At 67.4% G+C, this 21,078-nt stretch carries 7 protein-coding genes; 5 read left to right on the top strand and 2 right to left on the bottom strand.

Annotated features, from left to right (window positions below; translation table 11 throughout):
* Nucleotides 1-3: 3 nt before the first annotated feature.
* The 4 genes from ACFPCY_RS21375 (at nucleotide 4) to ACFPCY_RS21360 (ending at nucleotide 17,377) form a co-directional block, all read left to right on the top strand.
* Nucleotides 4-2,769 (top strand): DEAD/DEAH box helicase, encoded by a 2,766-nt coding sequence (locus ACFPCY_RS21375; RefSeq protein WP_378257770.1) that lies wholly within the window; start codon nucleotides 4-6, stop codon nucleotides 2,767-2,769.
* On the top strand, nucleotides 2,766-7,769 hold the full coding sequence (locus tag ACFPCY_RS21370; protein WP_378257768.1) for a class I SAM-dependent DNA methyltransferase: 5,004 nt from the start codon (nucleotides 2,766-2,768) through the stop codon (nucleotides 7,767-7,769). The genes ACFPCY_RS21375 and ACFPCY_RS21370 overlap by 4 nt, the downstream gene beginning before the upstream one ends.
* 897 nt (nucleotides 7,770-8,666) lie before the next feature.
* Nucleotides 8,667-15,182, top strand: a complete 6,516-nt coding sequence (locus ACFPCY_RS21365) for a DEAD/DEAH box helicase (protein WP_378257767.1) — start codon at nucleotides 8,667-8,669, stop codon at nucleotides 15,180-15,182.
* Nucleotides 15,179-17,377 carry a UvrD-helicase domain-containing protein gene (locus ACFPCY_RS21360; protein ID WP_378257765.1) on the top strand — a complete coding sequence of 733 codons (2,199 nt, stop codon included), beginning with the start codon at nucleotides 15,179-15,181 and terminating at the stop codon, nucleotides 17,375-17,377. Before ACFPCY_RS21365 ends, ACFPCY_RS21360 begins: the two co-directional genes overlap by 4 nt.
* 51 nt (nucleotides 17,378-17,428) lie before the next feature.
* Here ACFPCY_RS21360 and ACFPCY_RS21355 read toward each other — a convergent pair whose 3' ends face one another.
* Nucleotides 17,429-18,346: a serine/threonine-protein kinase gene (locus ACFPCY_RS21355; protein ID WP_378257763.1), complete on the bottom strand. Its 918-nt coding sequence runs from the start codon at nucleotides 18,344-18,346 to the stop codon at nucleotides 17,429-17,431.
* Nucleotides 18,343-20,340, bottom strand: coding sequence for an N-6 DNA methylase (locus ACFPCY_RS21350; protein ID WP_378257761.1), 1,998 nt, complete (start codon nucleotides 20,338-20,340; stop codon nucleotides 18,343-18,345). Before ACFPCY_RS21350 ends, ACFPCY_RS21355 begins: the two co-directional genes overlap by 4 nt.
* A gap of 222 nt (nucleotides 20,341-20,562) precedes the next feature.
* Between ACFPCY_RS21350 and ACFPCY_RS21345 the strand changes: the two genes are divergently transcribed.
* Complete coding sequence (locus tag ACFPCY_RS21345; RefSeq protein ID WP_378257759.1) at nucleotides 20,563-21,063, top strand: hypothetical protein; 501 nt, start codon at nucleotides 20,563-20,565, stop codon at nucleotides 21,061-21,063.
* Nucleotides 21,064-21,078 lie beyond the last annotated feature (15 nt).

Raw genomic sequence — 21,078 nt, 5'->3', positions numbered from 1 at the left:
GGAGTGACCGTCAGCGAGGCGACGCCGTTCGCGCCGGGTGCGCGCATCGAGGTGCGCGACACCGAGTGGATGGTTCGGACGTGCACGCCGACCGAGCACGACGGTTACATGATCAAGGCGGTTGGCGTGTCGGAGCTGGTCCGCGACGAGGACGGGGTCTTCTTCACCGGCCTCGACGAGGTCAAACCGCTGCGTCCGGAGGACACCGAGCTCGTCGCCGACGACACTCCCCGCTTCGCCAAGAGCCGCCTGTTCCTGGAGTCGGTGCTGCGCCGCACGCCACTCCCCCAGTCCGAACGCGGCCTGGCGCTGCCGGACCGGTTCCTGCTGGACCCGCTCCCCTACCAGCAGCGTCCGGCCGAACTGGCGCTGAAGGGGCTGCGTCCGCGCATTCTGATCGCGGACGTGGTCGGGCTCGGCAAGACGCTGGAGATCGGCCTGATCCTCGCCGAACTGATCCGGCGGGGCCGCGGCGAACGCATCCTTGTGGTCACCCCGCAGCAGGTGTTGGAGCAGTTCCAGCACGAGCTGTGGACGCGGTTCGCGATCCCGCTCGTCCGGCTCGACTCGGTGGGGCTGGAACGCATCCAGCGGGACATCCCGGCGGGCCGGAACCCGTTCCTGTACTACAAGCGGGTCATCATCTCCGTCGACACCCTGAAGAACCAGGGCAGGTACGGCCAGCACCTGCGGAACATGCACTGGGACGCCGTCGTCATCGACGAGTCGCACAACGTGATCAACAAGGGAAATCTGCGCAACGACCTCGCCGCGTTGCTGGCCCGGCACACCGATGCGCTGCTGCTGGCCAGCGCGACTCCGCACAACGGCGTCGCCGAGTCGTTCGCCGAGCTGATCAGTCTGCTCGACCCGGCCGCGATCGTCGACAAGAAGAAGTACTCCGCCAAGGACATCGAGCACCTCTACATCCGCCGCACGAAGGTCAGCCCGGAGGTCCGCGACCAGATCGGCGGCAAGTGGCCGGCGCGCGGCCCGTCGGAGGCGATCCACTGCGCGGCTTCCGAGGCCGAGGAGGCGGTCTTCCGGGAGTTGAGGGAAACCTGGCTGCCGGGGCCCGGGCAGGTCGCGCCGGTCGTCGGCCGCGATCGGAGGCTGTTCCCGTACACGCTGGCCAAGGCGTTCCTCTCGTCGCCGCGGGCGCTGTCCATCACCGTCGGACGGCGACTCGAGAACGCGACCGAGCCTCGCGAGGTCGAGGCCTTGGGAAGGCTGGCCGGGCTCGTCGCCGCCGTGAAGGCCGACGAGACGTCCAAACTGAACGCGCTCGTCGCCAAACTCAAGGAGATCGGCGTCGGCAAGGGGGCCACGCGGGCCGTGGTGTTCTCCGAAAGCGTTCCGACCTTGAAGTGGCTCCAGGAGGTCGTGCCGGGCGAGGTCGGCCTCAAGGGGAACCAGGTGCAGATCATGCACGGCGGCCTGTCGGACCAGCAGCAGCAGGAGATCGTCGAAGACTTCTCGCTGGCCGACAGCAAGGTGCGGGTGCTGTTCACCGGCGACGTCGCGTCCGAGGGCGTCAACCTGCACCGGCAGTGCCACCACCTGATCCACTACGACCTGCCATGGAGCCTGATTCGCATCGAACAGCGCAACGGCCGCATCGACCGGTACGGGCAGACGCACCAGCCGCAGTTCAGCGCGCTCATCCTCGAGTCGTCTGTCGAGGGTGCCCTGGACGACACGGTGGTCTCCGAGAAGCTGCTGCGCCGCGAGGAGCAGGCGCACAACAGCCTCGGCACAGCTGAGGCCGTCACCGGCGAGTTCTCCGCCAAGAAGGAGGAGGACCGGCTGATCAAGGACCTGTTCGAGGGCAAGACGGTGGAGCAGGCGCTGGAGCAGGCTCCGGACACCGACTTTCTGGCCGACCTGCTGGGATCGGTCGGAGTGGACCACGGGCAGGCCGAGCCGGAGCGCGCCCCCGTGCCCCGGCTGTTCGCCTCCACCGAGGAGTTCATGCGCGAGGCGCTGGACACGGTCGTCCCCGATCTGAAGATCGACGACGACGGCGAGATGCTGGCGTTCGAGCCGCCCGCCGACCTGGTGCACCGCCTGTCGGCGCTGCCCTCCTCCTACCTGCGCACCCACAAGATCAAGGAGCGGATGAAGGTCACCTTCAACCGCGAGCTGGCGCAGCGCAAGCTGGACGAGGCCCGCAAGACCAAGACCTTCTGGCCGGACATCGCCTACCTGTCGGACCTTCATCCGATGGTGGAGTGGGTGGTCGACAAGGTGCAGGTGCAGTTGGTCCGCCAGCAGGCGCCCGTGCTGACCGCGAAGGTCGGCGAACCCACGTTCCTGGTGCAGGGCATCTACTCCAATGCGCTCGGACAGCCGACCGTCGTCGAGTGGATGGCGGTCAGCGGGCTGCCCGACGCACCGAGAATCGACAAGATGGCCGACGTGCTGGCCGAGGCCGGGGTCGGTCCCCAAATGATCAACACGTCGCGTACGCCGGACCTGGAGCGGCTCGGCAGGCTGGTCCGGCCCGCGGTCGACGCAGCCCGCGCGTACCTGGACAGGCAGCGGACCGAACACGAGGCCAAGGTCGACGTCCAACTCGAACCCTACGAGTCACGGGTCGTCGAGTGGGAGCAGGCCAGCCTGGAAGGGATTCCGGAGGACTGGCGGGCCGCGCGCAAACGCGAGTCCGTGCGGGCCACCGCCGAGGAGCAGCGCCGTCTCGTCGCGTCGTTGCGGACGACGGGCGAGCCGCTGCTGCGCATTCTCGCCGTTCTCGAGGGGGACAAGTGACCTACGACTCGCTGGTCAACCGGGGTGAGTACTTCTCGGCGCACTACCTGGCCGAGGTATTGCCGAACGAGCTGAAGAAGAAGGACGGTATCCGGGCGCGGTGGGCTGCCCGGGAGGACGCCGGCGGGCCGAGCCCGGCGGCCGGGCTGCGGGCGCTCAAGAGCGCCTACACCAACGACCGGTTGTTCTTCGCGGACACGTTGGACGACATCCGCGAAGGCGTCATGCCGAAGGACGCCGACGGGTGGCGCAAGGCCCTGCACGAGTTGCACGGCGATGTGCTGCGTGCGCTGGGATTCTCGCCGGTGCCGCAGGAACTGACGATCGTGCGCGGGGACAAACAGCACACGGTCCAGGTCGCCCACGCGGAGCCGACGCTGGTGGCCATCGAATGCGGTTGGGCCCCGGACGTGGACGCCGCGTTCGACCCCGAGCAGGCCGGACTGCTGCTGTCCCCGGTCGAGCTGGACGGCCGGGAGCGGATCGATCTCGGCGACAAGCTGGCGACATGGTTGTTCGGCGCGGACGAGCAGATCCGGTTCGTGCTGATCCTGGCCGGGGGCGTGATCATCCTCGCCGACCGGATGACGTGGGGTGAGGGCCGCTACCTCGCCGTCAGCCTGGACGTCGCGCTGGGTCGTGGAGACACCAAGGAACTGGAGACGATCGGCGCACTGTTCGGCGCCGACTCGCTGCTCCCCCCTGAGGAGGGTGGCGCGGAGCCGCTGTCGGAGTTCCTGGACAGCTCCCGGCAGCACGCCGTCGGTGTCTCCAAGGAACTGCGCGAGGGCCTGCGCAAGTCCGTCGAGATCATCGCCAATGAGGTCCTGGACCGGATCCGCGAGCAGGGACACCGGCCCGAGGACATCATGGAGCCGAAGGAGCTGGGCAGAGAGCTCAGCCGCGAGGCGCTGCGCTACCTGTACCGGATCCTGTTCCTGCTGTATGCCGAGGCGCGTCCGGAACTCGGGATCCTGCCGACCGACGACGAGGCCTACATCCGGGGATACAGCCTGGCCCGGCTGGGCGACCTGGTCGTGCGGGACCTGGTGGGCGAGCAGTCCCGGCAGAGCGTCCACCTGTACGAGTCGCTGGACCTGCTGTTCCAGTTGGTGAACGGCGACCACCCATCGCAGCGGGTGGCTCGCCCCCGGGGAACGTCCGAGGGCGAAGGTCTGCGGTTCGAGCCGCTGAAGGCCGAGCTGTTCGAGCACCGGCGGACCAAGCTGATCGGTAAGGACGCGATCGTCCTGGACGAGGACGACCCGGACTCGCCGCGCATCGACACCCGACTGCGGAACAGCGCGCTGCACCAGGTTTTGCGACTGCTCATGCTTACCAAGGGCAAGCGCAAAGAGCGCGGCGGGTTCATCTCGTACGCGCAGCTCGGCATCAACCAGCTCGGCGCGGTGTACGAGGGGCTGATGTCCTACACCGGGTTCATCGCCAAGGAGGAGCTGTACGAGGTCGCCAAGAACGGTGATCCGAAGGACGGCTCCTGGATGATCACCCGATCGCAGATGGAGTCGGGCGCCTACGCCGAGGACGTCTTCGTCATGCAGGTGGACGAGAACGGCGTCCGCACCAACGAGCGCGTCCGGTACCGGCCGGGCTCGTTCGTCTACCGGCTCGCCGGACGCGACCGGCAGACCAGCGCGTCGTACTACACGCCGCCGTCGCTTACGAAGGTCACCGTCGAGCTGGCGCTGAAGGAGCGCCTCGACCAGAACGGCACCACGACCTCGGCGCGCGAGATCCTGAACTGGACCATCTGCGAGCCCGCGCTCGGGTCGGGCGCCTTCCTCAACGAGGCCATCGACCAGGTGGCCGCGGAGTATCTGAAGCGCCGTCAGGGGGAACTGGGCCAGGAGTTGGAGCCCGAGCGGTACCTGGAGGAGCTTCAGAAGGTCAAGGCGTATATCGCACTGCACAACGCCTACGGCGTTGACCTGAACGAGACCGCTGTGGAGCTGGCGGAGGTCTCGCTGTGGTTGAACGTCATGCACCCGGGGTTGCAGGCCCCCTGGTTCGGCCTGCACCTGCGCCGGGGTAACTCGCTGATCGGCGCGGGCCGCCGCGTGTACGAGCCGCACCACCTCAAGCGGAAGGCCTGGCTTTCGACCGCGCCCAAGGACATCCCGTTCCGAGACGGCGCGATTCCCGACGGACACATTCATCATTTCCTCCTGCCTGCGTCGGGCTGGGGCGCGGTGGCGAGCGAGAAAGAAGCCAAAAACCTGGCCCCGGACGACGCAAAGCGGCTGGCCGCCTGGCGCAAGGAGCTGCTGAAGGACCCGTCCACCAAGAAGAAGCAGGGCCACAAGCTCACCCAGGTCCAGCGCCTCCAGGCGATCACCCGGCGCGCCGAATTCCTGTGGGACCTGGTCGTCCAGCGACTGAAGATCTCCGAGCGCGAGATCAGCCGCCGCATCGACGTCTGGGGAGCCGAAGACCTGCCCCAGCCGCAGGAAGCGATCAGCCGCGACGAGATCCTCGCCGACCTGACCGCACCGGGCACCCCGTACTGGCGACTCAAGACCGTCATGGACGTCTGGTGCGCCCTGTGGTTCTGGCCCCTCCACAAGGCAAACCTGCTCGATGGCTCCGCGAACGTCTACCGGCGCTTCGGCGATCTGGAGACATCGGTCATCGAGGTGACCGAGCTCGTCGAGCCCGAGCCGGACCCCGGCTTCCCGACCATCGTGGAGCAGGACTCCCTGTTCGGCGGCGAGACCAAGCAACTACCGCTGCGGGGCTCGCTTACGGCCGGCCGCGGGGGCAAGACTCGTTCGCGGACTCTAGACCCGGTACGCGCCATCATCCCGCTGGCGCATGTGGACGACTGGCTCGACTTCGCCGAAGCAACCCTCGGCCGCGCCGACGTCCCACCGAACTCCATCCCGTCCGCCCTTGGCACCCTGGGGGCACTCTCCGAATACGAGGATGAGCTCCCCAAGTGGACCGGCATGGACTCCGCCGACCGGCTGGCGGCTCGTTTCCCCTGGCTCGACGCGGCACAGGATGTTGCAGAAGAGCTGGGCTTCTTCCACTGGGAACTCCAATTCGCCCAGGTCTTCCAGCGCGGCGGCTTCGACCTCCAGGTAGGCAACCCACCCTGGGTCCGGCCCGACTGGGAAGAGGACATCATCCTCGCGGAATTGGAACCTTGGTTCAAGCTGGCGACCAAGCCATCATTGGATGAGTGGCGCGACCGCAAGACCCATATTCTGAGCACTGAGAGGGCAAAATCATACTTCCTGGACGAGCTATCCAGCACTGCCGGGACAGTCGCATTTCTCGGAGGCGAGACCACCTATCCGCTACTCAACGGGACGCGACCCGATCTCTATCGAGCCTTTATGTGCCGCACCTGGAAGAATCTCAGCATCACTGGGAACGCGGGCCTGATCCACCCTGACAGTCATTTTGGAGGCGTCAAGGAAGGCAGACTCCGCGCCGCCACCTTCCGACACCTTCGACTCCATGGACATTTTCATAACCGCCGTGCCATATTCCCTGAGATCCATGCAAATACAGAATTTGGTGTTCATGTTTATGGGGCGTCAAGAAATATATCTTTCACAAATGCAAGTTGGCTCTTCGATCCAGTGACCTTGATCGAATCGTTTCGTCATGACGGAAGTGGCGAACTTCCTGGAATCAAGCATGATGGAAAATGGGACCTGCGACCGCACAAGGACCGTCTGCTGCACGTTGATTACTCGCTACTTGAACAATGGCGAGCACTCACAGATTCCATCGATGCGCCGGTCGATCAGACGCCATTGCTCTACCCGGTGACCACTGCGGAAGCTGGCGCAATCGAGGCACTTACAAAGTATGCCCGTCGGCTGGCACAAGACAATCCGAACATAGCGGTCGGCCTTGATGAAGCAAAAGCCAAGAAGGATGGCCTAATTCAATGGAATACAGCTGCACGAAGGTCGCTATCTGAGGTCATCCTACAAGGGCCACACTTCAACCAGGCCACCCCATTCAACAAACAGCCAAATATTCCATGCAAAACCAACCGCGACTGGTTGCCATGGAACATTGCCGCGCTACCAGACGACGCCGTTCCAGTAACTAACTACGAAAGAGCGTGCGATCTTGACACTTATCTCGCCGCTCAAGATCAGTGGACTACAGCGAACGGCGACGTGCTCAGCTTCAATAGCTTCTACCGTCTCGCCTGGCGCGCAAGAATCCCGTTTGATACAGAACGTTCACTGTTTGCAACCATTATTCCGCCAGGCCCTTCCCATGTGAACCAAGTACATAGCCTTGCACTGTCCGACAACCAGGCTACAGTGCTGACAGCGGGTTTTTGGGCAGCACTTCCACTTGACTATCTCCTGCGAGTTATAAGACGCCCAGACCTTCATATTTCAGACGCAAAAAGGATGCCCGCAGCCAGCCCTGCTCACCCACTAGTCCAGGCACTATTGCTGCGCACCCTCCGGCTGAACTGCTTGACCAGCGCATTTACCGATCTGTGGGCTGAACTATATTCGCCTGACTGGAGGAGGGAGACCTGGGCCGTCGACTGGCCAGCGCTCCCAGCACTAGGTAACGTCACCTACACCTGGGGGCACACCACCCCGCTACGGACCGAGAGGGAACGCCGAGCTGCTTTGGTGGAAATCGATGCTCTGGTGGCGCTCTGGCTCGGTATCACCGCAGACCAGCTCGTGGCGATCTACCGGTCTCGCTTCCCTGTCCTTTCCGACTATGAGGCACAGACCTGGTTCGACGCCACCGGGCGGAAGATCGCAGGCAACCACAACGCCTTCGGCTACGGCCAGACCAAGGCGGACTTCGAGGCACTAAAAGCTCACCTCACCCCCGAGATCAACGGGCCGGTGCCCGAAGGGTATGAAGCACCGTTCTACAAGGCAGATCGGGAGGCCGAATATCGGCAGGCCCATGCGGCGTTCTCGAAGCGGCTGGAGCGGGCCCAGACCGAAGGCTGGACACCCGATAAAGGGATCAAGGCGTGAGTTGGCCCCTTGCAGGAAGGAACGTCAGGTGGGCCCCACGCTGGCTCCCGAAGAGGTGCAGCGGAACATCACACTACCTCACCATGACGTTCACCCTCACGGACGAACCGGTACTCGACGGGCTCAAACGCCTCCTCAACCACCTCGCTCAGGGCCATCTTCCGTGGCTTCTACCCGCGTACCCGCACGCCGTTCACCCCTGCCGAGGACAGCCGGGGTGGACGGCTGGAGTGAGCCCCGCCCGCCACTCGCCCTACGCACGTTTGGCCCAGGCATTGGAAGCGCTGGCCCTGGTGAACGGCCGTTCAGCGGAGACCGCTGCGCCTCCTGTAGTTCCTGGGCTGTGCAGGTGGTCAGGGTCTAGGGCATGCTTCCGTCATCCCGCCAATGAGGAAGGCAGCGGCATGAACGTGAGCGACGCTTCAAAGAAGGCAAAAGGCGAAGTACCAAGTCCCCCTGGCTCAAAGTCCAGCGTTCCAGAATTCACCGACTGGGTACGTGCCTTAATGAAGGCGCGAGGCATAACTCAAACCGCTCTAGCTCGCCATCTAGACGTAAGGGATAAGAACAAGATCAGCAAAGACCTTAAGGGCAATTTCCTCCCTAGCTGGGACTATGTGGAGAGAGTATACCTACGAGGTATTGCAGAACTCTCCGGCCAAGGGTTGGCCGAAAGTGAAGTCGCCCAAGGATTGCGCCTATATTCGATCGCAACCAGATACGCTACGCCTCGCGAGCCAATTCCGAGAAGTGAGCTAGAAAAAGAGGTTCAGGAATTGCGCGAGCAGTTGAAGTCCTGCTGCATTTTCCGGCGCCGCTAGCATTGAGGCTAGTTGATAGTAATGGGCTAAAATTCACCCCAGGATGTGGGATCTCGATGAGATGGGGGACGCGTAAGTGAGGCCGACGCTGGCTGCCGAGGAGGTGCGGCGGAACATCACGCAGTACCTCACCACGACCTTCGCCCTTGCGGACGAGCAGGTGCGGGACGGGCTCGAACGCTTCCTCAACCACCCCGCTCAGGGCATCTTCCGTGGTCCTTACCTGCGTATCCGCACCCCGTTCACGCCTGCTGGGGACGGGTGGCATGACCGGCTGGAGTGGGTGCCCGACGGATTCTCGCCTTACGCGCACCAGGCGCGGGCGTTCGAGCGGCTCAGCACGTTCAACCACGAGGCCCGTCCGACGCTGATCACTACCGGCACCGGCTCGGGAAAGACGGAATCGTTCCTCCTTCCCGTCCTCGACCACTGCCGCCGCCAGAAGAAGCTGGGCAAGCACGGGGTCAAGGCCGTCCTGCTGTACCCCATGAACGCGCTCGCCACCGACCAGGCGCAGCGGCTCAACGACTATCTCCGGCAGCCGAAGCTCAGCGAGGTGACCGCCGGTCTCTACATCGGTGACACCCCGGAGACCGGTTATCCTCGCGTGCTCACCCAGCGGTCGGAGATCCGACGCGCCCGGCCGGACATCCTGATCACCAACTACAAGATGCTCGACCTTCTTCTCCAGCGCGCCGACGACGTGCCGCTGTGGGAGGACGCCGAGCTCGCCTATGTCGTCGTGGACGAGTTCCACACCTACGACGGCGCGCAGGGCACCGATGTGGCGATGCTGCTCCGGCGCCTCGCCGCCGCCACCGGGCACAGTGAGGCCGGCAGGCCGCTGGGGCGGATCTGCCCTGTGGCCACCAGCGCCACTCTCGGAGAGGGCGGCGACGGTCAGAAGATCCGTGAGGTCGCGTCCACCGTCTTCGGGGTGGAGTTCGATGCGGATTCCATCGTCGGGGAGGATCGACGCTCGGTCGACGAGTTCGTTCCCCTCTCGGCCATCGACTACGGCCTGCCGCTGCCCGCCCCGCACGAGCTCGCGGCCATTCCCGACCCGCACGACGACCCGTCCGCGATGGAACGCGTCATGGAGGTCGTCACCGGCCGCTCGGGGCTGGACGGGCCAGAGCTCGGTCGGGTCCTGAAGCAGCATGTCCTGACCCGCGCGGTGCTCGCGGCGATGTACGAGGACCTGGACGGGGCCCCCGAACTCCCCGAGCGCATCCTGGAGTTCCTCCCCCAGCACAACGCCTACAGCTGGGGCGCGGCCTTCCGGCAGCGCAGGACGCAGACGGTTACCGCGCTGAGTCGGTTCATCGCGCTGCTGTCCACCGCACGCGCCCCCGAGCATCCCGAGCGTCCCTTCCTGCACATCGAGGCCCATCTGTGGGTCAGGTCGGTGAGTCGGCTGCTGCGTGCGGTCGCTCCCCGGCCCGGCTTCGCGTGGCACGGCGAGGCCGCGCCGCCGATCGACGTCGACACGACGCTTACCGGCGGCGGTCGAGAGCTGCTCCCCGCCGTCTACTGCCGTCACTGCGGCCGGTCCGGGTGGGCGGCCATCTCGCCCGAACGCGACCCGCACGACCTGATCAACGACCCGGAGAAGATCTACCGGGCGGGCGTCCAGGACAAGCGGCTACTGCGCGCGCTCATCACCGCGACGGACGACGAGGTCAGAGCCCGGGCGGAGGGCAGAACCGGGCCGGACGTTCTGGTCCTCGAGGCCAACGGCCGCCATGTGCGGCCGTTCGACCCCACGAAGGACCTGGACGCATCAAGGTCCGGCGAGTTCCAGCACGTCTTCGTCCTGGCCAACCTCAGCCACACCAAGGAGGCCAACAGCAACGCGCAGAACGACCGTTGCCCCGCCTGCAACATGGACCAGGGCACGCGCTTCCTGGGCTCGGGGCTGGCCGCGCTCGCGTCCGTCGCGATCACTGAGCTGTTCACCGGCGGGCAGCTCCGGGACGCTCAGCGCAAAACGCTGTTGTTCAACGACTCGGTGCAGGACGCCGCACATCGGGCCGGGTTCGTCTCCAACCGCTCCTACAGCTTCTCGCTGCGCACGCTGCTGGCCCACGAGCTCGACTCCGCGACGGCGACGCCGCTGAACGACCTGATCTCCAACGTGATCAAGGAAGCCAGCGATCCGTCCTACCTGCCCGCCGTCGTCCCGCCGGATCTGCACGACCGAAGCGCCGTGGACGAGCTGCTCGCGGGCGAGTCCGAGGGCTCGACGCGGACCTGGGAGCTGATCGGCGAGCGGCTGGCGTTCCAGACCATCATGGAGTTCGGTCTGCGGTCCCGTCAGGGCCGCACGCTGGAACTCACCCGCACCGCCGCCGCCGAGGTCATCCTCGACCACCCCGAACGCATCGCCGAACTCGCCCGTGACCTGCAACTGCACGGCCCCGCCGCGCTGAGCGGGCTCCCCTCACCCGAGACCTACGTCGCCTACCTTCGCGGTCTGCTGGAACGCATGCGGATGCGCGGCGGCATCAAGCACCACTGGCTCGACCGCTGGATCGAGCAGGCGGGCGCGAAACGCTTCGGGACGATCTGGGGTCAGCGCCCCGACGGCATGCCCGCGTTCCCGCGCGGGCTCTCCGCGCCGCGTTTCGTGCTCGGCGGACGCAAGGACCGCAGCGAGTTCGACGGCATCACCAGCCGTCAGGGCTGGTATGTGGACTGGACGGTCCGCTGCCTCGGCCTGAAACCCGACGACGCACCTTTCTACCTGGCGCGCTTGCTGGACGTCCTCGTCGACGAGGACGTCATCGCGCGGCGGGTCGCCGGGGACGGCAGCACCAAGATCTATGGTCTGCTGCCGGGGCACGTCCAGGTCTGGAAGCTGGAGAACGACCAGGTCGTGGACGCCGGGGTGATGTGCCCGGTGTGCCGCTGGGAGCAGACCGTCCACCCCGCCCGCGCCGCCGAATGGTCGGGCCGGCCCTGCCCTCGGTACCGCTGCCCCGGCCGGCTCGGCCGCCCGGAAGCCGCGCGCAACGAGCGGTACAAGGACGACTACTACCGTCGCCTGTACCTGGACGCGAAACCGTTCCGCGTGACCACCGCCGAACACACCGGCGCGCTCAGCCGACCCCAGCGCGAGCAGATCGAGCAGGCGTTCCGTGAGGGCAACCGCTACAACGACCCGAACGTGCTCTCCTGCACGCCCACACTTGAGCTCGGCATCGACATCGGCGATCTGTCGGCCGTGATCCTCGCTTCCCTGCCCCACGGTCCCGCCAACTACGTGCAGCGTGCCGGACGCGCCGGACGCAGGTCCGGCAACGCGTTCCTGCTGACGATGGTCGGACGCAACCCGCGCGACCGCTACTTCCTGGCCGATCCGCGGCAGATGATCGCCGGGGAGATCGTCCCGCCCGGAAGCTACCTGTCCGCCGTGGAGATCCTCCGGCGGCAGTACGCGGCGCACCTGGTGGACCTGGCGGCGCGGGGCGAACTTCCCGGCGTGCTGCCGCTGCCGAGACTCGCGGCGGTGCTGTTCGGCGATTCGGGCTGGCTCGGCTCCTTCCAGGACGCCGCCTTCGCCCGCGGAGGGACGCTCGTCGAGAAGTTCCTCGCGCTCTTCGGGGACGACATCTCCCCTGAGGCGGCGGAGGAGCTGCGCGCCTTCGCGGTCTCCGGGCTGAAGGAGAGCATCGGACGCGTGGTGCGGATCTGGGACGACCGGCTCGCGGATCTGCGCGCCCGCCTGGAGATCATCGACGGCGCGATCGCCGCGATGGCCGACACCGACACCGAGCAGCTCGCCCGCAAGCGGGAACTCCAGGCCGAACGCCGCGCGGTGCAGAGGCGCATCGGTGAGATCGGACGCAGCAGCGCGCACGCCACCCTGGTCGACCTCGGGCTGCTGCCCAACTACTCGCTCATCGACTCCCGCACCGCGCTCGAAGCGACGCTCACCTGGAGCGAGGACCCCGACGACGCCGCTTCCGGCGAACCGGCCGTCCGCCGCCATCACAGCGAGCTGCGCGAGTACACGCGGGACGCCTCGATCGCCCTGACCGAGTTCGCTCCGGGTAACAGCTTCTACATCCAGGGCTACCGGCACACCATCTCGGGCCTGGACATCGGTTCGACGCGGCGGCCCACCTGGCAGCAGTGGCGGGTCTGCCAGGACTGCGGTTACGTGCGGGCGACCGCCGCGGCCGAGGACACCAGCCCCTGCCCGCGATGCCGCAACGCCCAGATCGGTGACAGCAGCGCCCTGCACAACGTGCTGATGCCCGTCCGGGTGACCGCCGAGGACAGGCGGGACGACGCGCGCATCCGCGACGATCACGACGACCGGCAGCGGCGGTACTACGAGACCGCGGTCGCCGTGGACGTTCCACGCGACGAGATCGCACCGGGATCCTGGCGCCGGACCAGCCAGACGTTCGGCGTGGACTTCACCCGACGCGCGGTCATCCGGCACTTCAACCTCGGTGCGCTGCGGATGGACCGGCCACCGTCGGACGCCTTCGCCGGAGACCTGCGGCGCATCAACCCCTTCTTCGTCTGCACCACGTGCGGCGGTGCCACCGCCGACGGGCCGCCGCAGGCGGCGCAGCGGTTCGCCGGAACGGGAACCGGTTACGACGCCTCCCCCGGACACCACCGCAAGTGGTGCCCCCAGCGACGCGGCGGGGAGGTCGAGCACCTGAAGCTGGTGCTGGCGCACGAGCTGCGGACGGAGGCGCTGCGCATCCTCGTCCCGGTCGCCACCACGATGATCGCCGAGCGGACGGTGACGTTCCGGGCGGCGCTGATGGCGGGGGTGGCCGCCAAGTACGGCGGGGACCCCGCCCACCTGGACATCGTGACCGCCACGATGCCCGACCAGCAGACCGGGTACCAGCGGCGTTTCCTCGTGCTGTACGACACGCTGCCCGGCGGCACCGGATACCTGCACCGCATGTCGTCCGAGGACGGCTTCAAGGAGGTGCTGGAGCGGGCGCTGGAAGTGGTGACGACCTGCCCCTGCGCCGAGGAGGAGGGCAAGGCCGCGTGCCATCGCTGCCTTCTCTCCCACGTCCCGGGACCGGACTTCGACAAGGTCGATCGGGCGCTCGCCGTCGAGATGCTCCAGGACCTACTGCAGGACTGGGAGACCGACTCGGTCGCCGACACCGACGACATCTCCCTGTGGGACCAGATGGAGAGCGAACTGGAGGCCCGGTTCCTCGCCGGGCTGAAGACCTGGGCGGCCAGACCCGGCGCGGGCCGTACGCTCGCCCTCGGTGGACGGGTCAACGACCGGCGCACCGCCGACCTGCGCATCACCGCCCCCGACGGCTCGGTGGTGCACTGGCAGGTCATCCTCCAGAACACCATCAAGGGCACCCGCCCCGACGTGACCTTCCGCCGTCTGGACGCCGCGCCCTTGCAGGTCGACGTCTACCTCGACGGCTACGCCTACCACGCGGCGCCGAAGAACAACCGGCTCGCCGACGACTCGATCAAGCGGGCGCGGCTGCGCGCGGACGGCCGCATCGTCTTTCAGCTCGCCTGGGACGACATCGCTCACTGGGCGGACGGCGGCGCGCCGGAGTCGCCGGTGTGGCGGCCCTATCAAGGCAACGCCCAGCAGGCCGCCCGCCAGACGTATCTCCAGCTCGGGGGCGATCCGACGGAGCTCGCGGACATGATCTGGACCAGCCCGGTCCAGACCCTGATGGCCTTCCTCTCCGACCCTCACCCCGGGAGCTGGCAGCGTCGGGCCGCGGCTGCCTTGGCGGGACTGCTCGTCCAGAGTGAGGCCGAGAAGACCCAGGCCGCGCCAGGAGGCATCGGTGAGCGGCTGATGGCTGCGGTGCGCTCGCAACCCCTCCCGCCGCCGGCGCCGGGTGAGCTGGTTCTGGTGCGGACCCGGGACGACTCGGGCTGCCTGGTCGTCACCGTCGTTCATCGTCAGACTCGAACCTGGTCGGCGTTCACCGTCATCGACGACCGTACCGAGACGATCGAGGCCGACACCCGTGCCCATGAGAGACGCTGGCTGGCCTGGCTCTACTGGGGCAACCTGGTGCAGTTCCTCTCCTTCGGCGGTGGTGACGGTGGGCAACTCGCGTTCACGACGCTGGACGGGTTCGATCCGTCCGCGCTCGCCATGACCGGTGGTATCGGTCTGAACCAGACGCTCGCTTCGCTTCCTCCGGTTGATGAGGACGAGGACGTCGCGCCGGGATTCGACACCACCCGCCCTCATCCGGAGCCCACCCAACCGGCCTCGGCTCCGACACCGGCTCCCGGACCGCCCGCGTCCGCTCCGGACCCGGCCTGGGCGGAGGTCTTCGACATGCTCGACCCGGAGGAGCCGGGACTGGCCGAGCTGGCGCGGGCGCTGTCCGCGGCGGGCGTCGCCGTCCCCGAGGTGGGTTACGAGCTGGGAGAACACGCGTGGCAGGCGGAACTCGCCTGGCCGGCGGCCAAGGTCGGCGTCGTCCTCGACGGCGACGACCAGGAGGCGACCGACCGGGACCGCGCCTACCGGGCGGCGGGCTGGGACGTGCACACGGCGCAGGCGTGGACGGCCGCCGAGCTGGCCGCGAAGATCATGGGTGAGGGAGCATGAGCGTGCAGGACGGCGCGACACTGAGGCTGCTCGACAAGGCCGACAAGGAGATCCAGAAGCTCCCCCGCACGATCAAGGGCGCCATCTACGAGTTCCAGCACAAGTTCCGCAAGAACCCGGACGCTCCGGGCCTGCGGCTGAAGCAGCTCAAGGGTGATTCTCAGCTCTACTCGGCGCGGGTCACCGACAGCTACCGGGCCCTGTTGCTGCACGCCGGCAACCGCGACTACATCCTGGTGGCGGTCAAGGACCGCAAGGAGGTCTACGACAACCTCGACCGGTACTACTACAAGATCAACCAGGTCACGGGCGGAATCGAGTTCGTCGACCTGAGCATCGTGCCGGGCACGCCGGTCGCGCCCCCGGCCGAGCCCGCCCCCGCCACTTCCGAGCCCGTCACGCCCACTCCCCTCTTCGCCCGGTTCACCGCGGACCGGTTGCGTGAACTCGGCGTCGCCGAACCCCTCATCCCGCTCGCACTGAAGATCACTACCGAGGAGGAGCTGCTCGGTCTCGTCGAGTACGCTCCGGCGCTGACCGAAGAGGTCCTGCTCGCCCTGTACGACGGGAAGACGTTCGAGGAGGTCCTCGAACAAGTGACCCGCCCGGTCACCACGGACGAGCAGATCGACCCGGCGGACTACGCCACCGCGCTCGCCCGCCCGGCGACCAAGGTCACGACCGAGGACACCGACCTGCAGTCGGTGCTGGACGGCGACTTCGGGCGCTGGAAGGTGTTCCTGCACCCCACCCAGCGCAAGATCGTCGAGCGGGACCACAGGGGACCGGCGCGGGTGAGCGGCGGACCTGGCACCGGCAAGACCATCGTCGCCCTGCACCGGGTCAAGTATCTGGTCGACCGGCTGCCCCCCGGCGACGACCGTCCCGTCCTGCTCACCACGTTCAACAAGAACCTGGCCGCCGACCTGCGCAACCGCCTACTCGAGCTCGGTGGGCCGGAGACCCTCGCACGCGTCGACATCGTCAACATCGACAAGCTCGCCACCAGCATCGTCAGCGGCACCCTGGCGGGTGGCAGGCGGCGCTGGATCGACGATGAGCGGGCCGTCCGGGAATGGCGCGAGATGCTGCTGGAGCTCGGTGAAGACCAGTGGGATCCGCAGTTCCTGCACGACGAGTGGAGCCAGGTGATCCTCGGGCTCGGGGAGAGATCACGAACCGCCTACTTCCGCGCTCGGCGGGCGGGCCGGGGACGCAACATCGGCCGCGCCCAGCGCTCCCAGATCTGGCAGCTGGTGGAGAAGTTCACGATGCGGCTGGACGAGAAGAACCTGTGGACCTACCGGCAGGTCGCCTGGGAGGCCGCGCGGCTCGAACTGGACCGCGCGTCCAGGATCAAGAAGTATGCGGAGAGCCCCCTCAACATCCACGTCGCCGACCAGTCGATCGCCCGCGAGAACTACCGCTACCGGCACATCGTGGTGGACGAGGCGCAGGACCTGAACGTCGCGCACTGGCGGATGCTGCGGGCAATGGTCCCCGAGGGGGACAACGACATGTTCATCGCGGGCGACACCCATCAGCGGATCTATGGGAACTACGTGACGCTGGGCAGCCTGGGCATCAACATCCGCGGACGGTCCTCCCGGCTGACCCTGAGCTACCGCACCACCCACGAGATCCTCGGCTCCGCGCTCGGTCTGCTCGGCGATGAGTCCTGGGACGACCTGGACGACGGCACGGACGACCTGAAGGGATACCGTTCCGTCCTGCGCGGACCCAGGCCGGTGTTGCAGCACGCGAGCAGCTGGCAAGACGAGCTCGCGATCATCACCGAGCAGGTCGCCGAGTGGGCGCAGACCCCGGCCGCCTCGATCGCCGTCTGCATTCCGGACCGGAACATGGTCGCCGACGTCGAGTCCAGCCTCGGCAGGGCCGGGATCCGAGCCGCGGCCATCGGCCCGGACGGGCCCAAGCTCGACGACGCCGTGCACGTCGGAACCATGCACCGGTTCAAGGGCCTGGAGTATCAGCACATGATCATCGCCGGGATCCGCGAAGGCCTGGTCCCGCGCGCCGCCATCGAGCAGTACAAGACCACCGATCCCGTGCGCTACCGCCGCGAGCTCCAGCAGGCCCGGTCACTGCTGTTCGTCGCCGCCACCCGCGCCCGCGACACACTGCTGATCACCTGGCACGGCGAGCCGAGCCGCTTTCTCCCCGCTCAGCGGTGACACGCCTCGTCGTCGCGGGGGCGTCGGCCCGCGACCGGCCTCATGGTGCGTTCACTTCGGCAGCGCCGCGAGCGCGGTCGCGTAAAGATGCTCAGGCGCGTCGGGCAAGGGCTCGTAGAAGCCGGGGAGTGGCGGAAAGTCCTTCGCGTGAGCGAGCAGGGCCCGGCTCACGACGGCACCGGAGGCGGGACGGTCGTCGGGGTTCTTGCTGAGCAGGGAGTAGATGAGCTGCTCCAGATCGTCCGGCACGTCGTCCCGGCTCAGTGGCGGTGCCTCCTCGTCGGACTGGTGGCGCATGGCCTCGTCCATAACCGTGTCGGTGACGAAGACCCGATGGCCCGCGAGGAGCTCGTACAGGACACAGCCGACCGAATAGAGGTCAGTGGCGACGTTGGCGTGCTGGTAACCGTCCAGCTCGGGGGCCGTGTAGAACAGCGATCCGGGAGCCTCGCCCGGGCGGGTGATGGTGCTGAAATCGGACGGCCGCCCCGCCATTGCCGCGGCCACACCGAAGTCGAGCACGTGCGCGGTGCCGTCCCGGCCGAAAACGATGTTGGACGGCGTCAGGTCACGGTGGACGAGACCGGCCTGGTGGGCCGCCGAGAGAGCGGCGCAGAGCTGCGCGCCGATCAGGGCGACCCAGGGCACGGGAAGCAGGTCGGTCCCCCGCTCGGCGATCATGTCACGGAGGGTCACGGCTTCGGAGACCAGCTCCATGACCATGAACAGAGTCCCGCCCTCGTCACCGAAGTCGTACAGCGCCGGTACGCCTTGGTGGTGGAGCCGGGCGAGAACGCGAGCCTCACGGTAGAAGCGACGGCGGGCACGCTCGGAGTCGCCGTGCAGCCAGTCGGCGATCAACTTGACGGCCACGCTTCGAGCGAGCCGAAGGTCCGTCGCCTCCCAGATCTCCCCCATGCCGCCAACCGCCAGTGGCATCTCGGTCTCGTAACGCCCCGCGAGCTTCAACGTTCCACCCTCTCCGGCGAGTCTTCGGCAGTCGGGCGAAGCGTGGCGTCGACCAGCGCCTCGTTCAGCAGTCGGGCCAGATCCGCGCCGAGATCCGCCGCACGTTGAAGCCGGGAGGAGAATTCGTGGAGACGATGGAAGGCTTCGCCGTAGCGGCGCTGCTCCTCGATCGAGAGTAGCGGGATCTCCGTCCGACGCACATCCACCCGGTAGCTGGTGGACGTCGTCGCATAGTGCCGCAAGTTGAGCGAGCTGCGGAGGACTCCCGCAAGGTAGTGCGGGTCAAGCAGGTCGGGGTCCGGGCGCAGCAGGAACAGGTGGCGGCCGAGGACCGCGCCGGGACGTTCGATGACCAGAGCGGCCGGAGTACGGAGGATGGCCGGGACCACGACGTCGCCCGTTTGGAGCACGATGTCGCCGGGCTGGGCGGGTGAATCGGCGGCTGCGGGCTGGCGGCCTTGCGCAACCTCCTTCGCGGTGAGGACGTACGGAGGGAGGTCTCCGTTGTGCGGGTAGGTGGTCGGCCCCGGCTGGTGCACCGTGAGGTGGGCCAGACGGATGAGTTCACTGATTGGTAGCAGCGGGGTGTTCAGAGGTTCGCCGGTGGCATCGACCTCGGGCAGTAGGCCCGGAAGTGTCTGGAGAAGTTCGAGAACCTGAGCTCGGCGCTCGGCAACCTGGTCGATTGCGGGCGCAGTGGCCGGCGGGGTTATGTGCCGGGACGGGGTGAGGTCGACCTCATCGTCCAGCAGGTCGATGATGCGGACTGCCTTGGCCAGTCCGGGATCGTCCAGGTCCGATTCGGGATCGGCGGTGAAGCGCCGCCAGGCGTCGAGGGCCTGGCCGGCGAAGTCGTCGGAGGTCTCGGCCATCAACACCTGGCTCGGCGGACGCTCGGCGGAGGTGGGCCGACGCAGCACCCACAGGGACAGAGGGACGGCCATGTTGGGGACGGCCCCCAGTGGCAGACCGATCACGGCGCGCACCACACCGCGTCGTAGGAGCTGCTGACGGATGCGGCGGCCCGCGCGACGGCTGGCGGCGGCCGGGGGCATCAGGATGACGGCAAGCCCGCCAGGACGGGTGTGCGCGAGTGCGTGCTGAACCCAGGCGAGCTCCGGTTCGGTGCGGGGCGGTAGGCCGTATTCCCAGCGAAGGTCGGTGGTGAGCTCCTCATAGCCCCAGTTACGGTCGTTGAACGGCGGGGCGGTGGCGACGAGATCGGCTTCGGCGGCCGAGAAGGCGTCGGCACGCAGTGAGTCGCCCGACCGGACGTCGGCGTGGTCGGTGCGTAGCGCCAGGCGGATCGCGGTGAGGCGGGCCAGGTCCGCGTCGATCTCCTGGCCGAGCAGGTGCCCCGGGTCGGTGTGATCGAGTGCGGCGAGCAGGAAGCCGCCTGATCCACAGGCCGGGTCGAGGACGGTCTTCACGGGCGGATCGGCGAGCCGGACGGCCAAGGCGGTGACCGCCGGCGGGGTCTCATAGGCACGTCGTTTGTGCAGGTCGAGGTAGCGTTCGCGAAGGAACTCGAAGGCGTCGCGGGGACCTCGGTCGGCCGCGAGGTCTGCCAGGCGGCGGACGATCGGAACGTGCTCGACGGCGAGGTCGGACGGAACGTCGCCACCGAGCGCCTTGGGCAGTTCGGCGGCCAGTCGCTCGTCGGTGAGGCCGCTGAGTTGCTCCCAGGCCGCAGGGGTGCGGTGCAGGAAGAGCAGGAAGGCGCCCGCGAAGCCGAGGATGTCGGCCATATCCGTGTCATCGGCGAGCCTGCGGAGATCCTGCCAGAGGAACTCGTCGTCGGTCGAGCCGGTGAGCTTGCCCTGGTCGCGGAGCCAGCCCTGAACCTCCGCGAGGGAGAACGTCGGACTGGTGGCGGTGCCCCCGACCGGCTGAGGGAAGTCGTCATGGCGTCTGCGCCAGTTACTCACGGCCGCACGTCCGACGCCTGCGAGTCGGGCGATGTCGGCGGCGGTGACGGTCGCGTCCTGGGCCACTGGCGTCTCCTCGGCTCAGGCGTCGCCGGTCGACCGGGCAACGCGGGGCTACAACGCTACACGCCTCATCTGGGTCACCAACGGTTCGGACATTGATCCGATTCACACGGCTCAACCACCACGCCCACATACACTCACATGTTCGTTGATTGAGTTCACAGTGGTTTTATGGTTCGATGTGAACGTCGACGGTTTCGGAACCCCCTGTGAACGGAGCTCACCATGACGCCCCTGCCCCTCCCCTTGCGCTGGTTCGAAGAGGAACTGCGGGTGCTTCCAGCAGAGTTGGCCGTCCGCGCCCAGCGGATGCGCGCGGGCGCCACCCGTGGTTACGGCTGCACCGCCTGCGCGGTCGTCCGACAGGCGCTCGGGCTCGGGTTCGCCGCCGCGCGGCACGACGACGGCGAATGGGCGGAGCGGCTCGTCGCCGAGGCCGAGCACTACGCCGACCATGGCGCGCACGCCGCGAACTGCGCCACGGCGTCACGACGTCCGGTGAACGTCATGGTGGCGGAACTGAACGGGGTCGCCCCGCTCATGGAGCACGCCGTCCTGGCCGAGACGATGGCGCGCTGTCCGCGCATGAAGGTCGCGCACGTCTACGGGCGCCGGGGCCATCCCCTCAACGAGACCGCCGACTCCCTCGCCTCGATCGCGCGGTGGCGGCTGACCCAGCGGTTCGACACCGCGGCCGCGCCGAGAGCCTCGTGCGGGCCTTCCTGACCACCTGGCACGACC

The sequence above is a fragment of the Actinomadura gamaensis genome (assembly GCF_042652125.1).
Taxonomy (GTDB): domain Bacteria; phylum Actinomycetota; class Actinomycetes; order Streptosporangiales; family Streptosporangiaceae; genus Spirillospora; species Spirillospora gamaensis.
This window is presented reverse-complemented; position numbering and strand designations above follow the sequence as displayed.

Bases quoted from the DNA above. Each gene is read 5' to 3' on its own strand.
- ACFPCY_RS21360 (WP_378257765.1), top strand. From the start codon at position 15,179: ATGAGCGTGCAGGACGGCGCGACACTGAGGCTGCTCGACAAGGCCGAC.
- ACFPCY_RS21345 (WP_378257759.1), top strand. From the start codon at position 20,563: ATGACGCCCCTGCCCCTCCCCTTGCGCTGGTTCGAAGAGGAACTGCGG.